Source organism: Echinicola marina, assembly GCF_020463795.1.
GTDB lineage: Bacteria > Bacteroidota > Bacteroidia > Cytophagales > Cyclobacteriaceae > Echinicola > Echinicola marina.
The window spans coordinates 65,001-83,760 of sequence record NZ_CP080025.1; the positions used below are offsets into that span (position 1 = coordinate 65,001).

The 18,760-nt window shown below is 38.5% G+C and carries 21 protein-coding genes and 1 tRNA gene (1 of these 22 running past the window's edge); 3 read left to right on the top strand and 19 right to left on the bottom strand.

Features of this window, described 5'->3' with window-relative positions; genetic code table 11:
- The 3 genes in view from KZP23_RS00320 to rpoN are tightly spaced (at most 5 nt apart) and all read right to left on the bottom strand, a layout consistent with a single transcriptional unit that may run on beyond the window.
- A protein-coding gene (locus tag KZP23_RS00320) for an enoyl-CoA hydratase/isomerase family protein (protein WP_226334195.1) crosses the window boundary here: on the bottom strand, positions 1-214 show its start. The gene continues 569 nt to the left of window position 1, outside the view; only the first 214 of its 783 coding nucleotides appear in the window; its start codon is at positions 212-214; the stop codon falls past the left edge of the window.
- Between the two features lie 5 nt (positions 215-219).
- Complete coding sequence (locus KZP23_RS00325; RefSeq protein WP_226334196.1) at positions 220-843, bottom strand: PA-phosphatase; 624 nt, start codon at positions 841-843, stop codon at positions 220-222.
- Positions 843-2,297: an RNA polymerase factor sigma-54 gene (gene rpoN / locus KZP23_RS00330; RefSeq protein ID WP_226334197.1), complete on the bottom strand. Its 1,455-nt coding sequence runs from the start codon at positions 2,295-2,297 to the stop codon at positions 843-845. Before rpoN ends, KZP23_RS00325 begins: the two co-directional genes overlap by 1 nt.
- 201 nt (positions 2,298-2,498) lie before the next feature.
- Between rpoN and asnS the strand changes: the two genes are divergently transcribed.
- Positions 2,499-3,950, top strand: coding sequence for an asparagine--tRNA ligase (asnS, locus tag KZP23_RS00335; RefSeq protein ID WP_226334198.1), 1,452 nt, complete (start codon positions 2,499-2,501; stop codon positions 3,948-3,950).
- A 36-nt stretch (positions 3,951-3,986) separates the two neighbouring features.
- Here asnS and KZP23_RS00340 read toward each other — a convergent pair whose 3' ends face one another.
- The 14 genes from KZP23_RS00340 to KZP23_RS00405 form a co-directional block, all read right to left on the bottom strand.
- Entirely contained in the window at positions 3,987-5,495 is a 1,509-nt protein-coding gene (locus KZP23_RS00340; RefSeq protein WP_226334199.1) for an NAD(P)H-hydrate dehydratase, read from the bottom strand.
- Between the two features lie 11 nt (positions 5,496-5,506).
- Positions 5,507-6,805 (bottom strand): MFS transporter, encoded by a 1,299-nt coding sequence (locus KZP23_RS00345; RefSeq protein WP_226334200.1) that lies wholly within the window; start codon positions 6,803-6,805, stop codon positions 5,507-5,509.
- An 81-nt stretch (positions 6,806-6,886) separates the two neighbouring features.
- A complete protein-coding gene (locus KZP23_RS00350; protein ID WP_226334201.1) occupies positions 6,887-7,345 on the bottom strand; it encodes an ExbD/TolR family protein in 459 nt (152 codons plus the stop codon).
- A 2-nt stretch (positions 7,346-7,347) separates the two neighbouring features.
- Complete coding sequence (locus KZP23_RS00355; RefSeq protein ID WP_226334202.1) at positions 7,348-7,983, bottom strand: ExbD/TolR family protein; 636 nt, start codon at positions 7,981-7,983, stop codon at positions 7,348-7,350.
- Positions 7,984-7,989: 6 nt separating this feature from the next.
- Positions 7,990-8,319 (bottom strand): hypothetical protein, encoded by a 330-nt coding sequence (locus KZP23_RS00360; RefSeq protein ID WP_226334203.1) that lies wholly within the window; start codon positions 8,317-8,319, stop codon positions 7,990-7,992.
- Positions 8,320-8,377: 58 nt separating this feature from the next.
- The gene (locus tag KZP23_RS00365; protein ID WP_226334204.1) at positions 8,378-9,193 is read right to left on the bottom strand and encodes a MotA/TolQ/ExbB proton channel family protein; all 816 of its coding nucleotides are present in this window, start codon (positions 9,191-9,193) and stop codon (positions 8,378-8,380) included.
- 304 nt (positions 9,194-9,497) lie between these two features.
- Positions 9,498-9,585: transfer RNA gene (locus KZP23_RS00370), tRNA-Ser, on the bottom strand.
- Between the two features lie 209 nt (positions 9,586-9,794).
- Positions 9,795-10,871 (bottom strand): asparaginase, encoded by a 1,077-nt coding sequence (locus KZP23_RS00375; protein WP_226334205.1) that lies wholly within the window; start codon positions 10,869-10,871, stop codon positions 9,795-9,797.
- Positions 10,868-11,644 carry a TatD family hydrolase gene (locus KZP23_RS00380; protein WP_226334206.1) on the bottom strand — a complete coding sequence of 259 codons (777 nt, stop codon included), beginning with the start codon at positions 11,642-11,644 and terminating at the stop codon, positions 10,868-10,870. Before KZP23_RS00380 ends, KZP23_RS00375 begins: the two co-directional genes overlap by 4 nt.
- Positions 11,644-12,747 (bottom strand): glycosyltransferase, encoded by a 1,104-nt coding sequence (locus tag KZP23_RS00385; RefSeq protein ID WP_226334207.1) that lies wholly within the window; start codon positions 12,745-12,747, stop codon positions 11,644-11,646. Before KZP23_RS00385 ends, KZP23_RS00380 begins: the two co-directional genes overlap by 1 nt.
- On the bottom strand, positions 12,744-13,370 hold the full coding sequence (locus tag KZP23_RS00390) for a polysaccharide deacetylase family protein (RefSeq protein WP_226334208.1): 627 nt from the start codon (positions 13,368-13,370) through the stop codon (positions 12,744-12,746). Before KZP23_RS00390 ends, KZP23_RS00385 begins: the two co-directional genes overlap by 4 nt.
- A gap of 9 nt (positions 13,371-13,379) precedes the next feature.
- Positions 13,380-14,591 (bottom strand): GAF domain-containing SpoIIE family protein phosphatase, encoded by a 1,212-nt coding sequence (locus KZP23_RS00395; RefSeq protein WP_226334209.1) that lies wholly within the window; start codon positions 14,589-14,591, stop codon positions 13,380-13,382.
- Between the two features lie 15 nt (positions 14,592-14,606).
- Positions 14,607-14,858, bottom strand: a complete 252-nt coding sequence (locus KZP23_RS00400; protein WP_226334210.1) for a hypothetical protein — start codon at positions 14,856-14,858, stop codon at positions 14,607-14,609.
- 39 nt (positions 14,859-14,897) lie between these two features.
- Positions 14,898-16,019: a glycosyltransferase gene (locus tag KZP23_RS00405; protein ID WP_226334211.1), complete on the bottom strand. Its 1,122-nt coding sequence runs from the start codon at positions 16,017-16,019 to the stop codon at positions 14,898-14,900.
- Positions 16,020-16,045: 26 nt separating this feature from the next.
- On the opposite strand from KZP23_RS00405, the gene ruvC reads away from it, so the two are divergent.
- Positions 16,046-16,618, top strand: coding sequence for a crossover junction endodeoxyribonuclease RuvC (gene ruvC, locus KZP23_RS00410; protein WP_226334212.1), 573 nt, complete (start codon positions 16,046-16,048; stop codon positions 16,616-16,618).
- A 93-nt stretch (positions 16,619-16,711) separates the two neighbouring features.
- On the opposite strand, the gene thiL is transcribed toward ruvC, so the two are convergent.
- Together thiL and mce are read right to left on the bottom strand one after the other, a co-directional pair.
- Positions 16,712-17,740: a thiamine-phosphate kinase gene (gene thiL, locus KZP23_RS00415; protein ID WP_226334213.1), complete on the bottom strand. Its 1,029-nt coding sequence runs from the start codon at positions 17,738-17,740 to the stop codon at positions 16,712-16,714.
- An 83-nt stretch (positions 17,741-17,823) separates the two neighbouring features.
- The gene (gene mce, locus KZP23_RS00420) at positions 17,824-18,255 is read right to left on the bottom strand and encodes a methylmalonyl-CoA epimerase (RefSeq protein ID WP_226334214.1); all 432 of its coding nucleotides are present in this window, start codon (positions 18,253-18,255) and stop codon (positions 17,824-17,826) included.
- A gap of 95 nt (positions 18,256-18,350) precedes the next feature.
- Between mce and KZP23_RS00425 the strand changes: the two genes are divergently transcribed.
- Positions 18,351-18,677: a HesB/IscA family protein gene (locus KZP23_RS00425; RefSeq protein WP_226334215.1), complete on the top strand. Its 327-nt coding sequence runs from the start codon at positions 18,351-18,353 to the stop codon at positions 18,675-18,677.
- The last annotated feature ends 83 nt before the right edge of the window (positions 18,678-18,760 follow it).

Consider the following 18,760-nt stretch of genomic DNA (forward strand, 5'->3'; position numbering starts at 1 on the left):
CTCCTACTGATTTCAAATCCTGACCACTACAAAAAGCCCCTCCTCTACCAGTAATAACAATACACTTAAGCTTCTCATCATTATCTGCCTCGGTAATTGCCTCTAACAGTTCTCCAAGCAGTTCTTTATTTAGTGCATTATAAACCTTTGGCCTGTTCAGAGCAATTTCTACCCATCCATTTCCTTTGGTTACTATAATGAACTTATTTTCCATAATCGCTAAATCATCAAGAAGTAAAAGAAGGCGCCAAAGCAAGTTATAAAGCCAAGGCAAAAACCAGCTAGCAATTCCAATGGACGATGGGCATTTAAATACAACCTACATGAAGCCACCACTCCACTAAGGATAATGGTGAAAATCAACGGATATAACAAATGTGATTGCGGAAATTTCCAGCTCAACACAATAATAATTGCTATCAGCCCAGACAAACCAGTCAAATGAGCACTCACTTTCCAAAAAAATGTCACCAAGGTCAACAGTATAATGGACATTGTAATTGTGGCCAAACTAAATACTATGAGCTCGTCAAAATTAAGTTTTAAGTAAAAAAGGTAGGTCACCAAAATATAAAATAAGCTCACAACCGTAAAGGGGACAAATCGCTCCTTTTTCTTAGCCATATGAACACTAGGAATGGCATCGGTATATTTCATACCTAAAATGGCAAACATAGGGATCATCAAGGTAGACACGATTACCAATAAAAAAACAGAAAGCTTTAATTCATGAGGAACCTTGGTGGACTCAGGAACCCCATAAAGTATCAAAGCAAAAACCAAACTAGGCATTAATAAAGGCTGAAATATCACCGAAAGGGTGAGCGCTATTTTTCTATACACTATAATTCTTTTCTTAGTCTCGCTACTGGAATATTAAGCTGCTCCCTATATTTTGCCACGGTCCTTCTTGCTATATTATAACCTTTATCATTAAGCAATTTCACTAACTTATCATCCGAAAGTGGCTTTCTCTTTTCTTCCTCATCCACCAACTTTTGTAAAACGCTCTTCACTTCCCGGTTACTCACATCCTCACCTCCTTCAGTAGAAATCCCCTCAGAAAAGAAATATTTCAACGGAAACACTCCGAACTCGGTCTGAATCGCTTTGCTGTTAGCCACCCTTGATACCGTTGAGATATCCATATCGATTCTTTCTGCAATATCTTTCAAAATCATGGGCTTCAATTTGGTCTCGTCTCCCTCTATAAAGAATTCCGTTTGATAATCCAGTATAGCTTGCATTGTCTTCAAGAGAGTCTGCTGCCTTTGCTTTATGGCATCAATAAACCACTTCGCTGCATCCAACTTTTGTTTCACAAAACTTACGGTATCCTTTAATTTCTTATCCTTCTTATCGCTTTTATCATAAGCCTCAAACATTTCGGAATAAGACCTGCTTACCCTTAATTCTGGTGCATTCCGGGAATTAAGACTGATCTCCATTTTCCCATTATTATTATTCAAAATAAAATCCGGAATAACATACTGGGTACGCATTAAGCCATCAGCCCCGCCCCCTGGTTTAGGATTAAGTCGGGTAATCATATGGATCACTTCCTTTAAATCCTCCTCCGCTAGGTTACATTTTTTAAGTATCTTATCATAATGTTTCTTGGTAAACTCCTCAAAACAATCAGATATAACAACCAAAGCTTTTTGGACGATCTCATCATCCTGATGTTCTTTTCTCTCCAATTGAATCAAAAGGCATTCTTGAAGGCTTCTAGCAGCTATGCCTGCAGGGTCAAAGTTTTGAATCTTTCTTAAAACCTCTTCAACCTCATCCAAATCAGTCTCAATATTTTGGCTAAAAGCTAAATCATTAATAATAGCTTCCAAATCCCTTCTGATATAGCCATCACTCTCTATACTACCAATAAGCTGCCTGCCTATAGTTCGCTGATGCTCATCCAGACGTAAAAAGTTCAATTGGGAAATCAGTTGTTCAGATAAAGAAGTACCGCTAGAAAGAGGCATTTCTCTCTCTTCATCATCTGGAGAATAGTTTCCATCTCCTTGCATTTTATATCCACCATAATCATCATTTAAATAATCATCAAGGTTAAGATCCTTATCTTCTTTTTTCTCTTCTTCATAATTGTCAGGAAGGACTTCCTCTTCATGAGATTCCCCTGTTTCCTCTCTCCCTTCTTCTAATGCTGGATTAATTTCCAACTCTTCTTCTACCCTTGCCTCCAATTCAGCCGTTGGTACCTGCAACAGTTTTATAAACTGAATCTGTTGAGGAGACAATTTTTGGGACAATACCTGATTTAAATTAAGCTTCTGCATATTCCGTACTCTAGAACTCCTTATTTCTTAAAAATTAGACACCACTTTAGGCAAGCCTAATTAAGGTAAACGATTATTATTCAAATTTAGGAAATTACAGCAAAATTTTGATAAAAAGCTTATTATATCGTTTTTTGCATTCCATTTTAAATCAATGATTAAAACTTACCTTTAAGGGGTAAAATCATAAATTCAATTCCTATGGCATTCAACAAACGATCTAAGATTAAATTCTTGCTTGACAATGATATTATTGGTAAAAAAGCCACTGTTATGGGCTGGGTGAGAACTAAAAGAAGTAATAAAAGCGTTTCCTTTATTGCCCTTAATGATGGCTCTGTCATCCAAAATTATCAAATTGTTGCTGACCCGAATGTCATAAGCGAAGATATTCTTAGAAGAATTACCACAGGAGCCTGTATTAAAGTAACTGGCCAAGTAGTCGCATCACAAGGATCAGGCCAAGTTTCAGAACTTGCCGCTGAATCCATAGAAGTTTTAGGAGAAGCTGACCCGGAAAAATACCCGTTACAGCCAAAAAAACATTCCATGGAATTCCTTAGAGATATTGCGCACCTAAGAATGAGAACAAATACTTTTGGAGCGGTCTTTAGAATTAGACATGCCTTGGCCTTCGCTGTCAATCAATATTTTAACAACAAAGGTTTCTTCTATATTCATACGCCAATTATTACTGCTTCAGATGCAGAGGGTGCAGGAGAAACTTTCAAGGTGACAACTTTGGACTTAAAAAACCCTCCATTGACAGAAAATGGTGACATCGACTTTAAGGAAGATTTCTTTGAAAGAGAAACCAATCTAACAGTTTCCGGGCAGCTTGAAGGTGAGCTGGCAGCCATGGCCCTCTCAGAAATCTACACATTTGGACCTACTTTCAGAGCCGAAAACTCAAATACTACCAGGCACTTGGCAGAGTTTTGGATGATCGAGCCTGAAATGGCCTTCTATGATGCAGAAGACAATCAGGATCTAGCAGAAGATTTTCTTAAGTATATTATCTCTTATGCCATGAAAAACTGTAAGGACGATCTAGATTTCCTGGATAAAAGGGCAGAAGAAGAGAACGCAAAGAAACCTGCTAATGAAAGAGCTGAAATGGGACTTTTGGAGAGACTTCAATTTGTGGTAGAACATGAATTTGAAAGACTTACTTACACTGAAGCCATTGAAATCTTAAGGAATTCAAAACCTAACAAGAAAAAGAAATTCAAATATTTGATTGAAGGCTGGGGTGCGGATCTCCAATCTGAGCATGAAAGGTTCTTGGTAGAAAAGCACTTCAAAAAACCGGTTATTCTAACTGACTATCCAAAAGAGATCAAGGCATTCTATATGAAGCAAAATGAAGATGGAAAGACCGTTGCGGCTATGGATATCCTTTTCCCTGGAATCGGAGAGATTGTCGGTGGTTCGCAAAGAGAAGAGAGCTTAGAAAAACTAACCAAGAGAATGGATGAAATGAACATTCCACAGGAAGAACTTTACTGGTATCTTGACACCCGTAGATTTGGTGCAACTCCACATTCAGGCTTTGGACTTGGTTTTGAGAGAATGGTCCAGTTTGTAACCGGAATGGGAAATATCAGAGACGTAATTGCATTCCCAAGAACTCCTGGAAATGCAGAATTTTAAATAAAAAATGTCCCTTGAATCTTCAAGGGACATTTTTTATTTAATCCTTAATTTAACGAAACTTTTTGGAATAGCCTTAACTACATCCGAGGCAATGGTTCCTCGCAACTTCTTGGCAGAAGCCAGCTCACCAGCAATACCATGCTGATATACTCCACATAATGCGGCATCTTCAGCACCATATCCTTGTCCTAAAAATGAAGTAATTATACCTGTAAGTACATCACCTACACCTCCTGTAGCCATATACTGATTCCCTGTAGAATTAAAATATTGCTTTCCATTGGGCAAGTTGATCGCTGTGTGGGCACCTTTTAAAACTAAAACACAATTATATTTCTGGGCAAATTCACTTGCCTTTTTTAATCGAACCTGATGGTTCTTGCATGCACCTACCAAACGCTCAAATTCCTTCAAATGGGGGGTAAGAATTATATTCTCTCTCAATAACTTTAAAAGATTTTCATTCTTAGCGATGATATTGATGCCGTCTGCATCAATCACCATAGGTCCTGAATATCTATTTAATATTACCTCAACCAAATCAGCTGTAAGCGCTTCCTGTCCCATTCCAGGACCTAAACCAATAGCATCATAATTATCAAACGCCACTTCTTGAGAATCACTCAAATAAGCTTCGCTTTCTGAAGCAATCACCATCAATTCCGGTAAACTAGACTGCAACACAGCAACTCCACATTTCGGGCTAAAACAGGTCACCAGACCACTACCAGTCCGCATAGCCGCTTCAGAACTCATCCTTATGGCGCCTATTTTACCATAACTCCCCCCGACCAACAATACTTTCCCAAAATCCCCCTTATGAGCAAACCTATTAAAAGATTTATGTCGATTTTTAATATCCTTATATTGTAAAAAATATTTCTTTTCAGAAAACTGCCCAAAGAACGGCTGATCTATACCTATATTGACCACCTTAAGTTTACCAACATATTCGGCATGCTCCGGAAACATTAGTGAATACTTAGGAAACTGAAAACTAACAGTAATATCTGCCTTAAAAGCGTCCCCCTCCAAACAACCATCCGCAGGGAGTCCTGATGGGATATCTACAGCAATTCTAGTGACATCATTAATCCTATTAAGTTTGCCGACAACGTCAAGATAAAGACCTTCCAAAGGTCTGTTTACACCAATACCGAGCACAGCATCAATAAGGACATGAAAATCATAATCAATCAACTTAATCCTTTCATCACAGACAGTTATTGAAGGAAGTTTTTCTGGGAGCAATTCTCTATTCAGTCTACAGTCAGGACTGGCTTTACTGAAGTCACCTATATAAAAAACCATCACGTCATACCCCTTTCGCCACAGTAATCTCGCAATCGCCAACCCATCTCCTCCATTATTTCCATGCCCACAAAAAATTCCAACTTTATCACTTCTATGAAAGTTACTTTCAAAGAAATCACAAAAGGCAGTAGCAGCGTACTCCATTAAACGATGCGATGATATTCCTTTTTCGTGGATAAAATCAGCATCCAGCTTTTTAACAGAAGCACCAGAAATAATTTCAAGCATTATAATATTTATTAAACTTTAAGCAATTTATTACTTGGAAACCTCATCCGCAACAAGAAGACTAGACCAATAACAAAAAACATACCTAAAACCAAAGAACTAACCCTCATACTGCCGGTAAATTGTTCTATCAAGCCATAGGAAAATGTCCCCAATACAATAGCCATCTTTTCAGTAACATCATAGAAACTAAAATAGGAAGCATGATCAACCGTTTCCGCAGGAATAAGTTTTGAATACGAAGACCTTGAGATAGATTGAATCCCCCCCATAACCATTCCAACCATAAAAGCTAATGCATAAAATTGGTATTCTGTATATACATAATAAGCAGCAAAGCATATCATAATCCAAATCGTGACCATACACACTAAAGCTACTTTATTACCTCTTTTCATTGATATATAAGCAAACAAATAACTTCCAAGGATGGCCACTATTTGAATAATTAGTATAGTCAAAATCAATTTGTCTCCAGGCAACTCCAGCTCTTTATCGCCAAAAGAAGCAGCCATATACATCACTGTTTGAACTCCCATACTGTAAAACCAAAAAGAAAGCAAAAAACGCTTCAGTTGGACCTTACCTTTAAGTTCATTAATAACTTTCCTAATTTCCTTATATCCTAACAACAAAAGAGATATATTATATATTCTACCATAAGGATTATCTTCCAATACACTAAATGGAATCAAAGAAAATCCTAGCCACCATATCCCAGTTATCAGAAATGACCATCTAGCCGCTTGTCCCCCGTCATTAATATAGAACAATTCGGGCATCTCAATCATTAATAAATTGATCACCAAAAGTATCACACTACCTATATATCCCAACGCAAACCCTTTAGCACTCAACAGATCGTACTCGTCCACATCACTAATTTCTGGAAGGAATCCATTATAAAAAACGATACTACCCGCATAACCTATACTGGCTAAAACACTGCAAATGATACCGAACTCTAAATTACTCCCATCAAAGAAGAAAAGCCCCATACAAGATACTGATCCAATGGTAGCAAAGATTTTCATAAAAGTCAGCTTTTTCCCGCCTGAATCCGCCATACCAGACAATAATGGAGATAAAATAGCAATCACTAGAAAGGAAAAAGAAATGGACCAAGAGTACAGTACCGTATTGACCACCTCAACCCCAAAGAACGAAACCAAATCATTACTGGAATCCTTCTGGGTCACATTATTGTAATAGACAGGAAAAATAGTGGATGTAATAACCAAACTGTACACAGAATTGGCCCAGTCATACATTGCCCAAGCTAAATGTGTCTTTTTTTTACTCTTTGACATTGAAATTCTCTTGCATTAAACACAAAAAAAGCTACCCTAATTGCTAAGGTAGCTTTTAATTATATTGATATTATTCAATTACTATTTTGTCTTTCCTACTGATGCATAAAGTACTTTTCTAGCATCAGCTTCTCTCAGCTCAAACTGAATATCTGCAATTGGTCCCATCTTAACATCCCTATCTGCTTTCAAGGAAATGGTAATTTGGTCTCTTTCAGCTTCAGATAAGTTATCTTTCTCTTGATTTACCCATAGGAGAATGTCATTCGTAGTAATAGGAACATCATTTGCCTGAATAATGGGTTCGGTACCATAGAGACTTGTATTCTTGGGCTTTCCTACATATAGATAAGAAATCAAGGATTTTTTCTCTAATTTCTGAAGTTGAGTAGCTTGAGGAAGTTTTTGTTCTACCAATAATTCCTGCTCTCTCAATACAGTGGTCACCATAAAGAAGAAAAGAAGCATGAAGATAATATCCGGCAAGGCTGACGTAGGAATATTCTCTTCGGTCTTTGTTTTTTTCTTAAACTTTGCCATAATTATTCTCCTCCTGTTTTATCTGGTTCTGCAATTGAAATCGCCATAGGGATATCTTCTTTCCCTCTTTGCATAAGTTCTTTTTCTGCAGCATCTCTACTGGACAATGCCCTATATTCATCTGCTGTCAAACCTACTCTTTCGGCATAGATTTCAAAATAAGCTTTCTTCACCAAATCAAGTACTTCTAAATATAGTTCATAGCTAGTACCGCGATTGGTCTTGATTGATACTACTGCTTCATTAGGGTGATCAGAAGATTCAGGATCTTTAGCAGAAATACCCTTCAAGGAAGGAGGAAGACTGTTATAAAGATCTACATTCTCTTGGTTAGGATTTCCGAAATTCAAGACAAACGCCTTAATATCCTGATCTAATCCTTCAGTGTTATCCCTGAAATCATCTTCAACCAGTAACTGGTCATTAGAGTTGATCAATATCTTAAAGATATTTCTCTCGTTCTTTTTAATATCAGGTGGTGGCACATTAGGGTCTTGCTTTGGAGGCAAGATGTTAGTGATACCTTTGTCAGAAGCAATTGTTGTTGTTACAAGAAAGAAGATAAGTAGCAAGAAGGCGATATCCGCCATGGAACCTGCATTTACCTCCTGACTCATTCGGTTTTTCTTTCTTGCCATCGTAAATTACTTTATAATTTTACTTAATTCGGTATATACAATACCCACTAATGAAAGTGCGAAAAGTATATAAGTAGTTAGCAATATTCCACCAACAGCTTTTGAAGCTCCTGGAGTCAGGTTAAACGGTTCAACTGCATATTTAGGCAATACCTCGTCACCAGAAATAGAGTAGGCAACAAAGAACAATACCGCAACACCAATTACACCGACACCTATCTTAAGCAAACTTTTTGGGTTATCAATTGACTTGATTAGAGGCATTACTACTGCAAATAACACCCCGAATCCGATCAATGCATAACTTACATATAGCATGATATCGTAAGAATCCATATCGTTTAGTTCTTTGGTTGGTTAATTAATAATTTAATTGTTAAAGCTAGATTGACTATTATTTAGTCAATTTGTGCTTTACAAGGATATCAACCAAAGTGATAGAAGCATCCTCCATATCGTTCACCAATGAATCGATTTTGGCCACACAGTAGTTGTAGAACAACTGTAGGATAATCGCTACGATCAAACCAGCTACAGTAGTCAAAAGGGCGATTTTAATACCACCTGCTACCAAAGAAGGAGAGATATCACCTGCTGCTTCAATTGAGTCAAAGGCACCAATCATACCAATTACTGTACCCATGAAACCAAGCATTGGAGCAAGAGAGATGAATAGTGAAATCCATACCAAACCTTTTTCCAAACGTCCCATCTCAACAGAACCATAAGCGATGATTGACTTTTCAACCATTTCGATACCTTCTGAGTATCTCATCAAGCCTTGCGTAAAGATAGAGGCAACTGGACCTTTAGTGCTTTTTGTAACGTCTTTTGCCGCTTCAATTCCACCTTGATCTAGAGCATCTTCAACTTTTGCAAGAAGCTTTTTAGTGTTAGTAGTTGAAAGGTTTAGGGTAATAATTCTTTCAAGAGCTACTGCTAAACCCAAGATCAAACAAATCAATACCGGAGTCATGAATGTAGGATCACCTTCAATGAACTTGTCTTTGATTACTTGATGGAATGGTTGATCTTCCACTACAATCTCGTCGTCAGCAACAACTGGTGCAGGTTCCTCAACTGCTTCTTCTTCCATTGCCATTTCAGTAGTGTCTTCAGCAGAAGCTTCTTCTGTGGCATCCTGTGCTTTTGTAATAACCGGAGATAGAAGTAGTCCGGTAAGCATGAACAAAGCGATTAACTTTTTCATAATTTAGTTTTTAATAGACTTTAAATAAAGGTTAAACGGTTTCTAATTTTAATATTGAGCTTTTAAAGATATAATTTTTTCAAATCAAATGACAAGGGATGTTACTATAATTTTTTTTTTCAGCAGTTCATCCACTACGCCCATTTCTTTTCATTCCCCTACAAGTTAGTTAACTTTTCATAAACTAAAAAAGCTTTAGTCGTATGAACGGATGATCAAGTATACCAATTACTATAATGAGAAGGACATGAAGAAAGAAAGAACGTAGACTTGTCGGTGGCAAATTTGGCCGAATAATAAAATGCAGAGAGGAAGGGATTCGAACCCTCGATACCCTTTAGGGGTATACACGCTTTCCAGGCGTGCTCCTTCGACCGCTCGGACACCTCTCTGTATATTTCGCTAACAATCGAAGCGACAAATAAAAATATAATATTTTCCTCCTGCAAATATACTAACGCTTATTTAAGCAAAAATAAGCGTCTAAAACACATGACTCAAACTTCACTTTAAATATAATACTGAAAATCAAGCGCTTGATGTTTCGTGATTTTTTTCTACTACTTTAATCTTATAATAGATTTTTTTGGCTAACTAAAACCTAGATACTGGTCAAGGACATTTCACCTGCTATAGGAGTAATCAGTTTCCTTCTGATTTCATCATCATCTGTTTCGTTAGCCAACAAAAACATCATCTTACAAATAGCTGCTTCCGAAGTAATATCACCTCCACTTAAAACACCAATCCTTTTCAGCTCTTTACTGGTCTCATATCTCCCCTGAATCACTCTACCGCCATTACACTGCGACACATTCAGTATGATAATACCTTTTTTAACTGCCCTGTCCACACATTCTACAAACCAAGCTTCCGTCGGGCTGTTTCCTGAACCATAGGTCTCCATCACGACCCCTCTTAGCCCTTTGGTATTAAAACAACTGTCCATCACCTCGGCGGTAATGCCAGGGAAAAGTTTTAGGATCATGACACTTTTGTCCAGCTTATTGAGGTATTTTAATTGCACACCTTCTTTATACGGTTTGATGGCCGCATAATTAAAGTCTATTACTATCCCTGCCTCCGCCAATGGTGGGTAATTTTCAGATTCAAAAGCATCAAAATGTACACTCTGCATTTTCTTGGCCCTATTCCCTCTAAGCAGCATATGATTAAAGAAAATGCAGACTTCCGGCACAATGGGCTTACCATTGGCTTTCGAAATGGCTATTTCCAAAGAAGTCATTAAGTTTTCCCGTGCATCTGAGCGCATTGCACTGATCGGTAATTGCGCACCGGTAAATATCACAGGCTTACTCAAGCCTTTCAACATAAAGCTCAACATAGATGCTGAATAGGCCATGGTATCAGTACCATGAAGCACTACGAAACCATCGTAAGTATCGTAGTTTTCATATATAATGTAAGCCATATCCACCCAATGCTGCATATTAACATTGGAAGAATCTATTGGTTCTGGAAAACTGATTACCGTAATGGCAATATTCATATTGGTCAAATTGGGGATTTTCTCCAATATCTGCCCAAAATTAAATGGTACCAAGGAACCATCTTCGTCATAGGCCATCCCCAAAGTTCCTCCTGTATAGATTATCAAAACCGAAGATTTGATTTCACTCTTGGCGGCTGTATTTAATCTTACGATCTTATAATTCATAGTTCAGACCGGTTAAAAACTTTATTGGCATTTAAATTAGTGATTTCGGAAACTTTTTCCAGTGTATTCTCTGTAAGATCTCCTACTCGCTGTGCAATTAAGGGGATATATTCTGGAGAATTGCGCTTGCCTCTGTGCGGCACTGGAGCCAAATATGGCCCATCTGTTTCCAAAACCAAATTATCAAGACCTATTTCTGGCAAAACTTTGTCCAACCCTCCATTTTTAAAGGTTGAAACACCTCCTATTCCCAATAAAAAGCCCATCTCTGTAATTCTCTTGGCCTGCTCTACACTACCTGTAAAACAATGAAAAATCCCTGTTAGCTTTTCATCATTGAGCGCTCCAATGATCTCAATCGTTTCATCGATTGACTCCCTACAATGTAATACAATAGGCAATCCCTTTTCCTTTGCCCAAGTGACCTGGATTTTTAAAGCTTCCTTTTGTTCTTCAAACAAACTTTTATCCCAGTATAAGTCTGTCCCAATCTCCCCTACAGCAACAAAAGACCGCTTATTCAACCAATCCTCCATCACATATAATTCCTTCTCAAAGCCTTTTTTCACATCACAGGGATGCAATCCCATCATTGGAATACAAATATCTGGGTAGCGATGCTCAGCCTCCAACATGGCATCAATAGACTCTACATCCACATTGGGCATATAAATCTTTTGAACGCCATTCTCTAGGCTTCGACGAACCACCTCATCACGATCGCTATCATACTTCTTGGAATAAATATGGGCGTGGGTATCAATAAATTGCATCAGTACTTCCTTTCTTTCCAATTAATTTTCGAAGGCCAAAAATAATACACTATTGTGGACCATGAAATTACTGGATAATAAAGTTCAAATATTATTAACTGTGACAATGGAATATTCACTCTTGCCCTTTTTGCCAAGGACCTAATGAACATGGATTGTAATCCCCATTTAACCGCCCAAACAACCCCTGCCAAAAAAGGAAAACTGGCCAACAACACAATAATACTAGGATAAAACATTACTTGAACCAACAATAATAGTTGCCAATGAAGGGGCAAAGTCCTCGCTCCTCGCATCCATCTTTTCCTTTGGAGCAGCAATGACGACAAATCCTTTTCACCTTTTGTCTCTATTAAACTAGCAGCACTAAATTGGTGAACAGGTTTATAGCCTTTTGCTTTGATCGCTTCTCCCAGGGCAAAATCTTCAGTAACCGAAAAGTTCAACCCTTCAAAGCCCCCAACTTTTTCGTAGGCTTCTCGGCTAACCAGCATATTATTCCCAACAGCAGTCAATAAAAGTCCAAGATCTGAAGTCACTTTTATCATCCCCAATATTTGCCACCACTCAAGGCCTTGAAGCTTTTCAAACACATTCCCTCCGGTCACCTGAGTCAAGCCAACCACCATTCCAAACCTGGGTTGATAAGCATTCACCATCTCTTTCGCCCAGTATTTCCCCACCTTACAGTCTGCATCAGTTAGCAATAGTAATTCGCCTTTAGCCATTTTTATTAACTGGGCCAGGGCATTGGCCTTTCCATTGATATGACGATACAAAGGCCGAATCTCCATAAATACTCTTTGACTATCCTTTTTAGCCCAAGTGCTCAGTATTTCAGAGGTTTTATCCAAACTTTGATCATTACCAACGATAAAACTAATTTTTTCTCTGGGATAGTCGATCTCTTCGAAGGCTTTTAAACAGGCTGCCAAGACATCAGCTTCATTTCTTGCTGTCATGACCACAGATACACTTGGCCATCCTTCCTCCTGCTGACCTGAAACAATATGGTCCCTATAATTAAACACAAAGAGAATAAGCAGCAACACATCCTGTATTAATATAAGGACCAAAAGGATAATTGCCACCCAAACGATCATAATAAAGCAGTTTTGAAACCATTGGACTTCAAGTAATCCAAATACGGGGGTAAAACTTCGTTGATTATTTTTTCGGTTTTCTCTTGGTCATGAAAAAGAATTATAGAACCGCTTTTGGTATACTTTATTGTCTTTTGCAAACATTGTTCAGACCTAATTCCCTGTATAAAATCTCCAGACAACACCTCCCACATTATAATCTGAAAATCTTTGGAGATGGACTTTGACAGATTGCCACTTAACCTTCCATATGGCGGTCGAAACAAACAGGTATCTATACCCAAAATCGCTTTAATGGTTTGTTGGCACTTTTGCAGGTTATTGATATAACTATCATGTCCTTCTTTTGCCCCGTTTAAGTGATTATAGGTATGATTTCCTATTTGATGACCTTCTGCTATAACCCTCCTCGCCAGATCAGGAGACTTACAGATATTATCTCCCACCATAAAAAAAGTTGCATGCATCCCCCTCTTTTTCAATTCATCCAAAACAAAAGGGGTTATACTTGGAACAGGACCATCATCAAAAGTCAAATAGACCTCCTTTTTTGCTCTTGACTTGTTCCAAACATATTTTGGGAAAAGCCATTTTACTGGCTTGGGGACAAAATGGATCATCATGACCTTGAGCTAGTGAAACTTTATACTTAGCATGGTGGTATCATCCCTTCGCTCCACACCAGTAGAGAAACTATCCCAACTACTAAATAGTATTTCATGAAATTTCTCAGGATCAATATTTCCTTCTTTTTTCACGATATTCAAAAGCCTTTCTTCTCCATACTCTTCCTCAGCCTTGTTGATCGCTTCGGTAAGCCCATCTGTATACATATGAATGCTGAAATCCTTAAGCCCTTCTCTCTTTCCTTCTTCAATAAAGGGCAATTCCTTAAAAGCCCCCAAAATGGTAGTACCAGCCTCTAACAACTCACATCTATCTGCCATTCCCCCACATAACAACGGTGCATTATGCCCTGCATTCACATATTTCAGACAATTGGCCTTATAATTATAGTAACCCAAGAAAAACGTAATAAACCGCTCCCCTTTTGTATTGTCAAAAATGGTAGTGTTCAACTGCTTGGCTATCATGGAAAGATCCGAGGAACTCAATAATAAAGTTCTTAATGCTGCTTGAAAGTTGGACATCAACAAAGCAGCAGGCATGCCCTTTCCGGACACATCGGCAATACAGAAAAACACCTCATCATCCGATTTCTGGATAAGATCATAATAATCCCCCCCCACTGTACTATGAGGGTAATAAGTAACCTTAGCTTTTAACTTATCCGTCACCGGAAGCTTGTCTGGGAACAACATACGCTGAACATTACTCGCAATCTCCACTTCTCTTTTCAATCTCTCCTGCTCCAACTGTCTTCTTGCAAAACGCTTATTTTCTAAGGCCACCACCAAGATATTGGTAAGGGCTTGGGTAAAATCCAAATCCAATTCTCGGTCTACATCCTTTGTCTTCAAAAGGAGTATGGCAAGCATTTTATCCTTATGATATACCGGGACATAAATATCCAGCTCGTTAAAGGAATACTCTCTGGGCATAACCAAATTGAGTTTTCCTATCTCAGGATTGTCATCCACATCTTTATAAGGTATCAGCTTGGGGATATTTTGCTTCACGCCATGTTTTACTCTTTCCTGAAAACCATCCTGATTGGCCAGATATAACACCAAAGCCTTTATATTCAAATGAACCAAGCAGGTAAATTTGAATATATTGAGCAATACCGATTCGGTTTTATTTTCATTGATGGCCTGTGTAATCTCCAACAATGCTTTTAGCTCAAGTTCTTTTCTTTGATATTTTAAGGTTTCGGTGGTCAATTTCCCTTCTGTTTTTTACAATGTATTGTGTTCCATCAGTCCTTTTTTGGTAGCCAGGAAATAATAGTTTTTTCCCTGCCCCACTATGTCGACTCCCTCAAATAGTTCCTCATCAGGCCCTATCATACACTTGATAAGTTCTCGGGAATACAACTCTTGCAAGGTAGCCAAAAGCGCTTCATCTTCCCAGTTTAAAGTTTCTTTTAAATAGCCATATGGCTGAACAAAGTAAAGTTCATCTAGCAATTCGTATTCTTCTTCTGACATTATATTCCTCTTCTACCAGTTAAATTTAAATATTGGGCATTATCTCCCCTTCCAAGTCAAGTTTCCAAACAAAGCCAAAAACACGACAGCAACCACAAATAATGGATGAATGAAACTGGTGTACATAAAACTTAAAAAGGGCAATTTCATTTCGTATTCCTTTAATACTTTATTCAAGGACCAATACTCCACCAAAACCTTTATTGACCAGTAAAGCAAAAACAGCAAGGGCATCCAGGCTCCTCCAAATAATAAAAATACACTTAACAAACTGAAGATGGTAAACAAAGCACTTATGATAGCTCCTGCTGCATTTTCCCATTTTTGGTGTTTATTCCATTTTTTGGCCCATCTGGCACGTTGAAACAATAGTTTCTTCCAGTTTTGCTGGGCCTTGGTGCGCACCAAAATCTCTTTTCCAGAAAGATACTTGATAGCATCAGTACCAAAGCGCTTGCTCATTTTTTCAAGCAAAAAGGAATCATCTCCTGAAGCACAATCATGATTACCCTGATATCCCCTCAAATGTAGAAAAGCTGCTTTTCTATAGCCCATATTGGCACCACTGCACATCACTGGCCGGCCCATTTGAAAAAAGAATTTGGTCATCAATAAAACACTTCCCCATTCTATCTGTTGAAAATCCTCAAACATTTTCTTTCCACCCTTTGATATCACTGGCCCAGCTACCATTTGCACCTTTGGATCATCAAAGGGCTTCACCATATACTTCACCCATTGGGCAGGCAACTTACAATCTGCATCTGAGGTTAGCACAATCAGCCCATTGGAGACTGCCACTCCACTTTCAAGGGCGGCCTTCTTTCCTTGTCCTTGGCTTTGGATCAACAGAAAATTGTCTTGGGCTTTGCTCTTAAGCCACTCTTTCACATATTCTCCTCCTCCATCTTCACTATGATCATCCACCAAAACAACCTGCAAACTAGCGTATTCCTGCTTTGCCAAATTTGACAATAGTTTTGGTAGATTATTGACCTCATTTCTAAAAGGTATGATCAAAGAAACTGGATATTCAAAGGCCTGCTCAATCCCAGTGTCTGATGATTTGTCTTTCCCCCAGTAATGGACCAAAAGCAAAAGAACAGCTGAATAAACTGCCAAAACTCCAAAAAAGAAAAATACCAAAAGATTCATGTCCATGGGAGGATTTCTAGTAAATTGCGCTAATGGGCAAAATAGCGAAAAAGGAGCTTAAAGAACAAATCATTTTGGGAATTGATCCAGGCACCAATATTATGGGATATGGCCTGATCTTGGTAAGAGGCAACAAATACGAAACCCTTCAATATGGCGTGATACACCTGAAGAAATACGGTTCCCATGAACTTAAACTCAAAAAGATTTTTGAGCGCATCACAGGGATCATTGATGAATTTCTCCCGGACAAAGTAGCCCTTGAAGCTCCCTTTTATGGTCAAAATGTCCAATCCATGCTCAAGCTAGGCAGGGCCCAAGGAGTAGCAATGGCAGCAGCACTAGCCAGAGATATACCCATAGCCGAATATTCTCCCAAGAAAGTCAAGCAATCTGTAACTGGCAATGGCAATGCCTCCAAGGAACAGGTCGCTGAAATGCTCAAAACCCTCCTAAAAATAGAATCCATCCCCAAACTACTGGATGCCACCGATGCTTTGGCGGTAGCCCTTTGTCACCATTTTCATGATGGTAGACTACAAAGTCGTGGCCGATCAGCAGGTTGGAAATCATTCCTTGAAGAAAACCCCGACAGGATTAAATAGAAATTATAAGAAACAAAAAGGCCGCAAAGCAGTTTGTTTTCAAGCTTACTTTGTGGCCTTTTTATTTTTCCCTCTCTGGGAATTAATTCGCTTTTAAAAATGCACCCAGCCCTGAGCCTTTAACTGAACAGCGGTTTCACTCTTGGTGACCATAAACTTACCTTCTTCTTCCTTCGTTACATGACCGATAAAATGAATATCCGGATGCTTCTCCAATTTATAAAAATCATCCTGGTTGATGGTAAATACCAATTCATAATCCTCACCACCATTCAACACACAAGTAATTGGATCTAAATTAAACTCCACTGCAGTATCATAAGTCTGCTTATCTATTGGTAGTTTATCTTCATAGATCATCACCCCCACCTTGGACTGCTTACAAATATGGAATAGCTCAGATGCCAAGCCATCAGAAACATCCATCATGGAAGTAGGTACCACGCCCAATTCCTTTAACTCGTGGATAATATCCATTCTTGCATCTGGCTTCAACTGCCTTCCTGTGATATAGGCATATTTGTCTAATTGAGGTTTCATGTTTGGGTCAGCCATAAAAACCTCCTTTTCCCTCTCCAATACTTGCAAGCCTATCAAAGCCCCTCCAAGATCACCTGTCACACAAATGATATCATTAACTTTGGCTCCAGACCTATAAACTTCCTTTCCTTTTTCCACCTCGCCAATGGCTGTCACAGAAATCACCAGACCAGACCTGGAAGAAGTGGTGTCCCCACCAATCACATCCACATTATAATGTTCTGCAGCTGCATTTATTCCTGCATACAAAGCCTCTACTGCCTCTACTGAAAACCTATTGCTGAGGGCAATACTTACAGTTATCTGCTTGGGGATGGCGTTCATGGCTGCAATATCAGAAATATTTACCGCCACAGCTTTAAATCCTAAATGATGCAAGGGAGCATAAGAAAGATCAAAATGCACTCCTTCCAATAACAGGTCGGTGGTCACCACCTTTACCTTATCTTCAGCATCCAATACTGCAGCATCATCACCAATTCCCTTCAAAGTATCCTGATGCCTTATTTGTATTTTACTATTCAATTGATCTATCAGGCCAAATTCCCCGATTTCTCCTATTTCTGTTCTCTTTTCACTCATAATTATATTTCATTAAAAGTTTGTCCTGACTCCGGAAAACTATATTTATAATCCGCCCACAGTCAACAGTCCACTGACCACCGCTACTTCGTACCTCCTACTTTGTACTTTGTACTTCCAACATCTTGACAAAGCTCTACCAATACACCATTGGTAGAACGCGGATGCAAAAATACAACTAATTTATGATCTGCCCCTCTTTTTGGCTCTTCATTGAGTACTTCGAAGCCCACAGCCTTTAAACGTTTGATTTCTGCATAAATATCATCTACTGCAAAAGCCACATGATGAATTCCCTCTGCCCTTTTTTCAATAAACTTTGAAATGGCACTTTCTTGCTCATTGGCTTGAAGTAATTCAATTTTGGTATCACCTACTTTAAAAAAAGAAGTGATCACTCCCTCACTTTCCACAGACTCTTCTTTATATGCTTCCTTTCCTAGGAGCTTTTCAAACAATTCATTGGATTTTTTAAGGTCTTTTACAGCTATTCCCAAGTGCTCAATTTTTCTCATGCGCTAATTTTGTATATTTGTAGTAGGAATTATTTCTAAGGTAAGCATGTTTTATGCTTAATCGAAAAACATAAGAACATTAATAAACAGAAAATATGATCATAGTTTCGGACAACGCTAAGGAGCAGATTCTAAAATTAAAGCAGGATGAAGGCAGAAAGGAAAATGAAAACATTCGAGTTTCTGTTAAAGGTGGGGGATGCTCTGGCCTGATGTATGATTTAGGTTTTGATGAAAACATCTCAGACAGCGATCAAGTTTTCGAGGACAAAGGAGTTAAAATCATTGTAGATAAGAAAAGCTTGCTATATCTCGCTGGTACTACCCTAGAGTTTACAGATGGCCTTAATGGCAAAGGATTCCAATTTGTCAATCCTAATGCTTCCAGGACCTGTGGTTGTGGAGAAAGCTTCTCTATATAAGAATTACCTTATTAAGTTAAATCATAAAGGCCGACCAATTCAGTCGGTCTTTTTTGTATGTCCACTCGTTTTTTAGGCCTCAT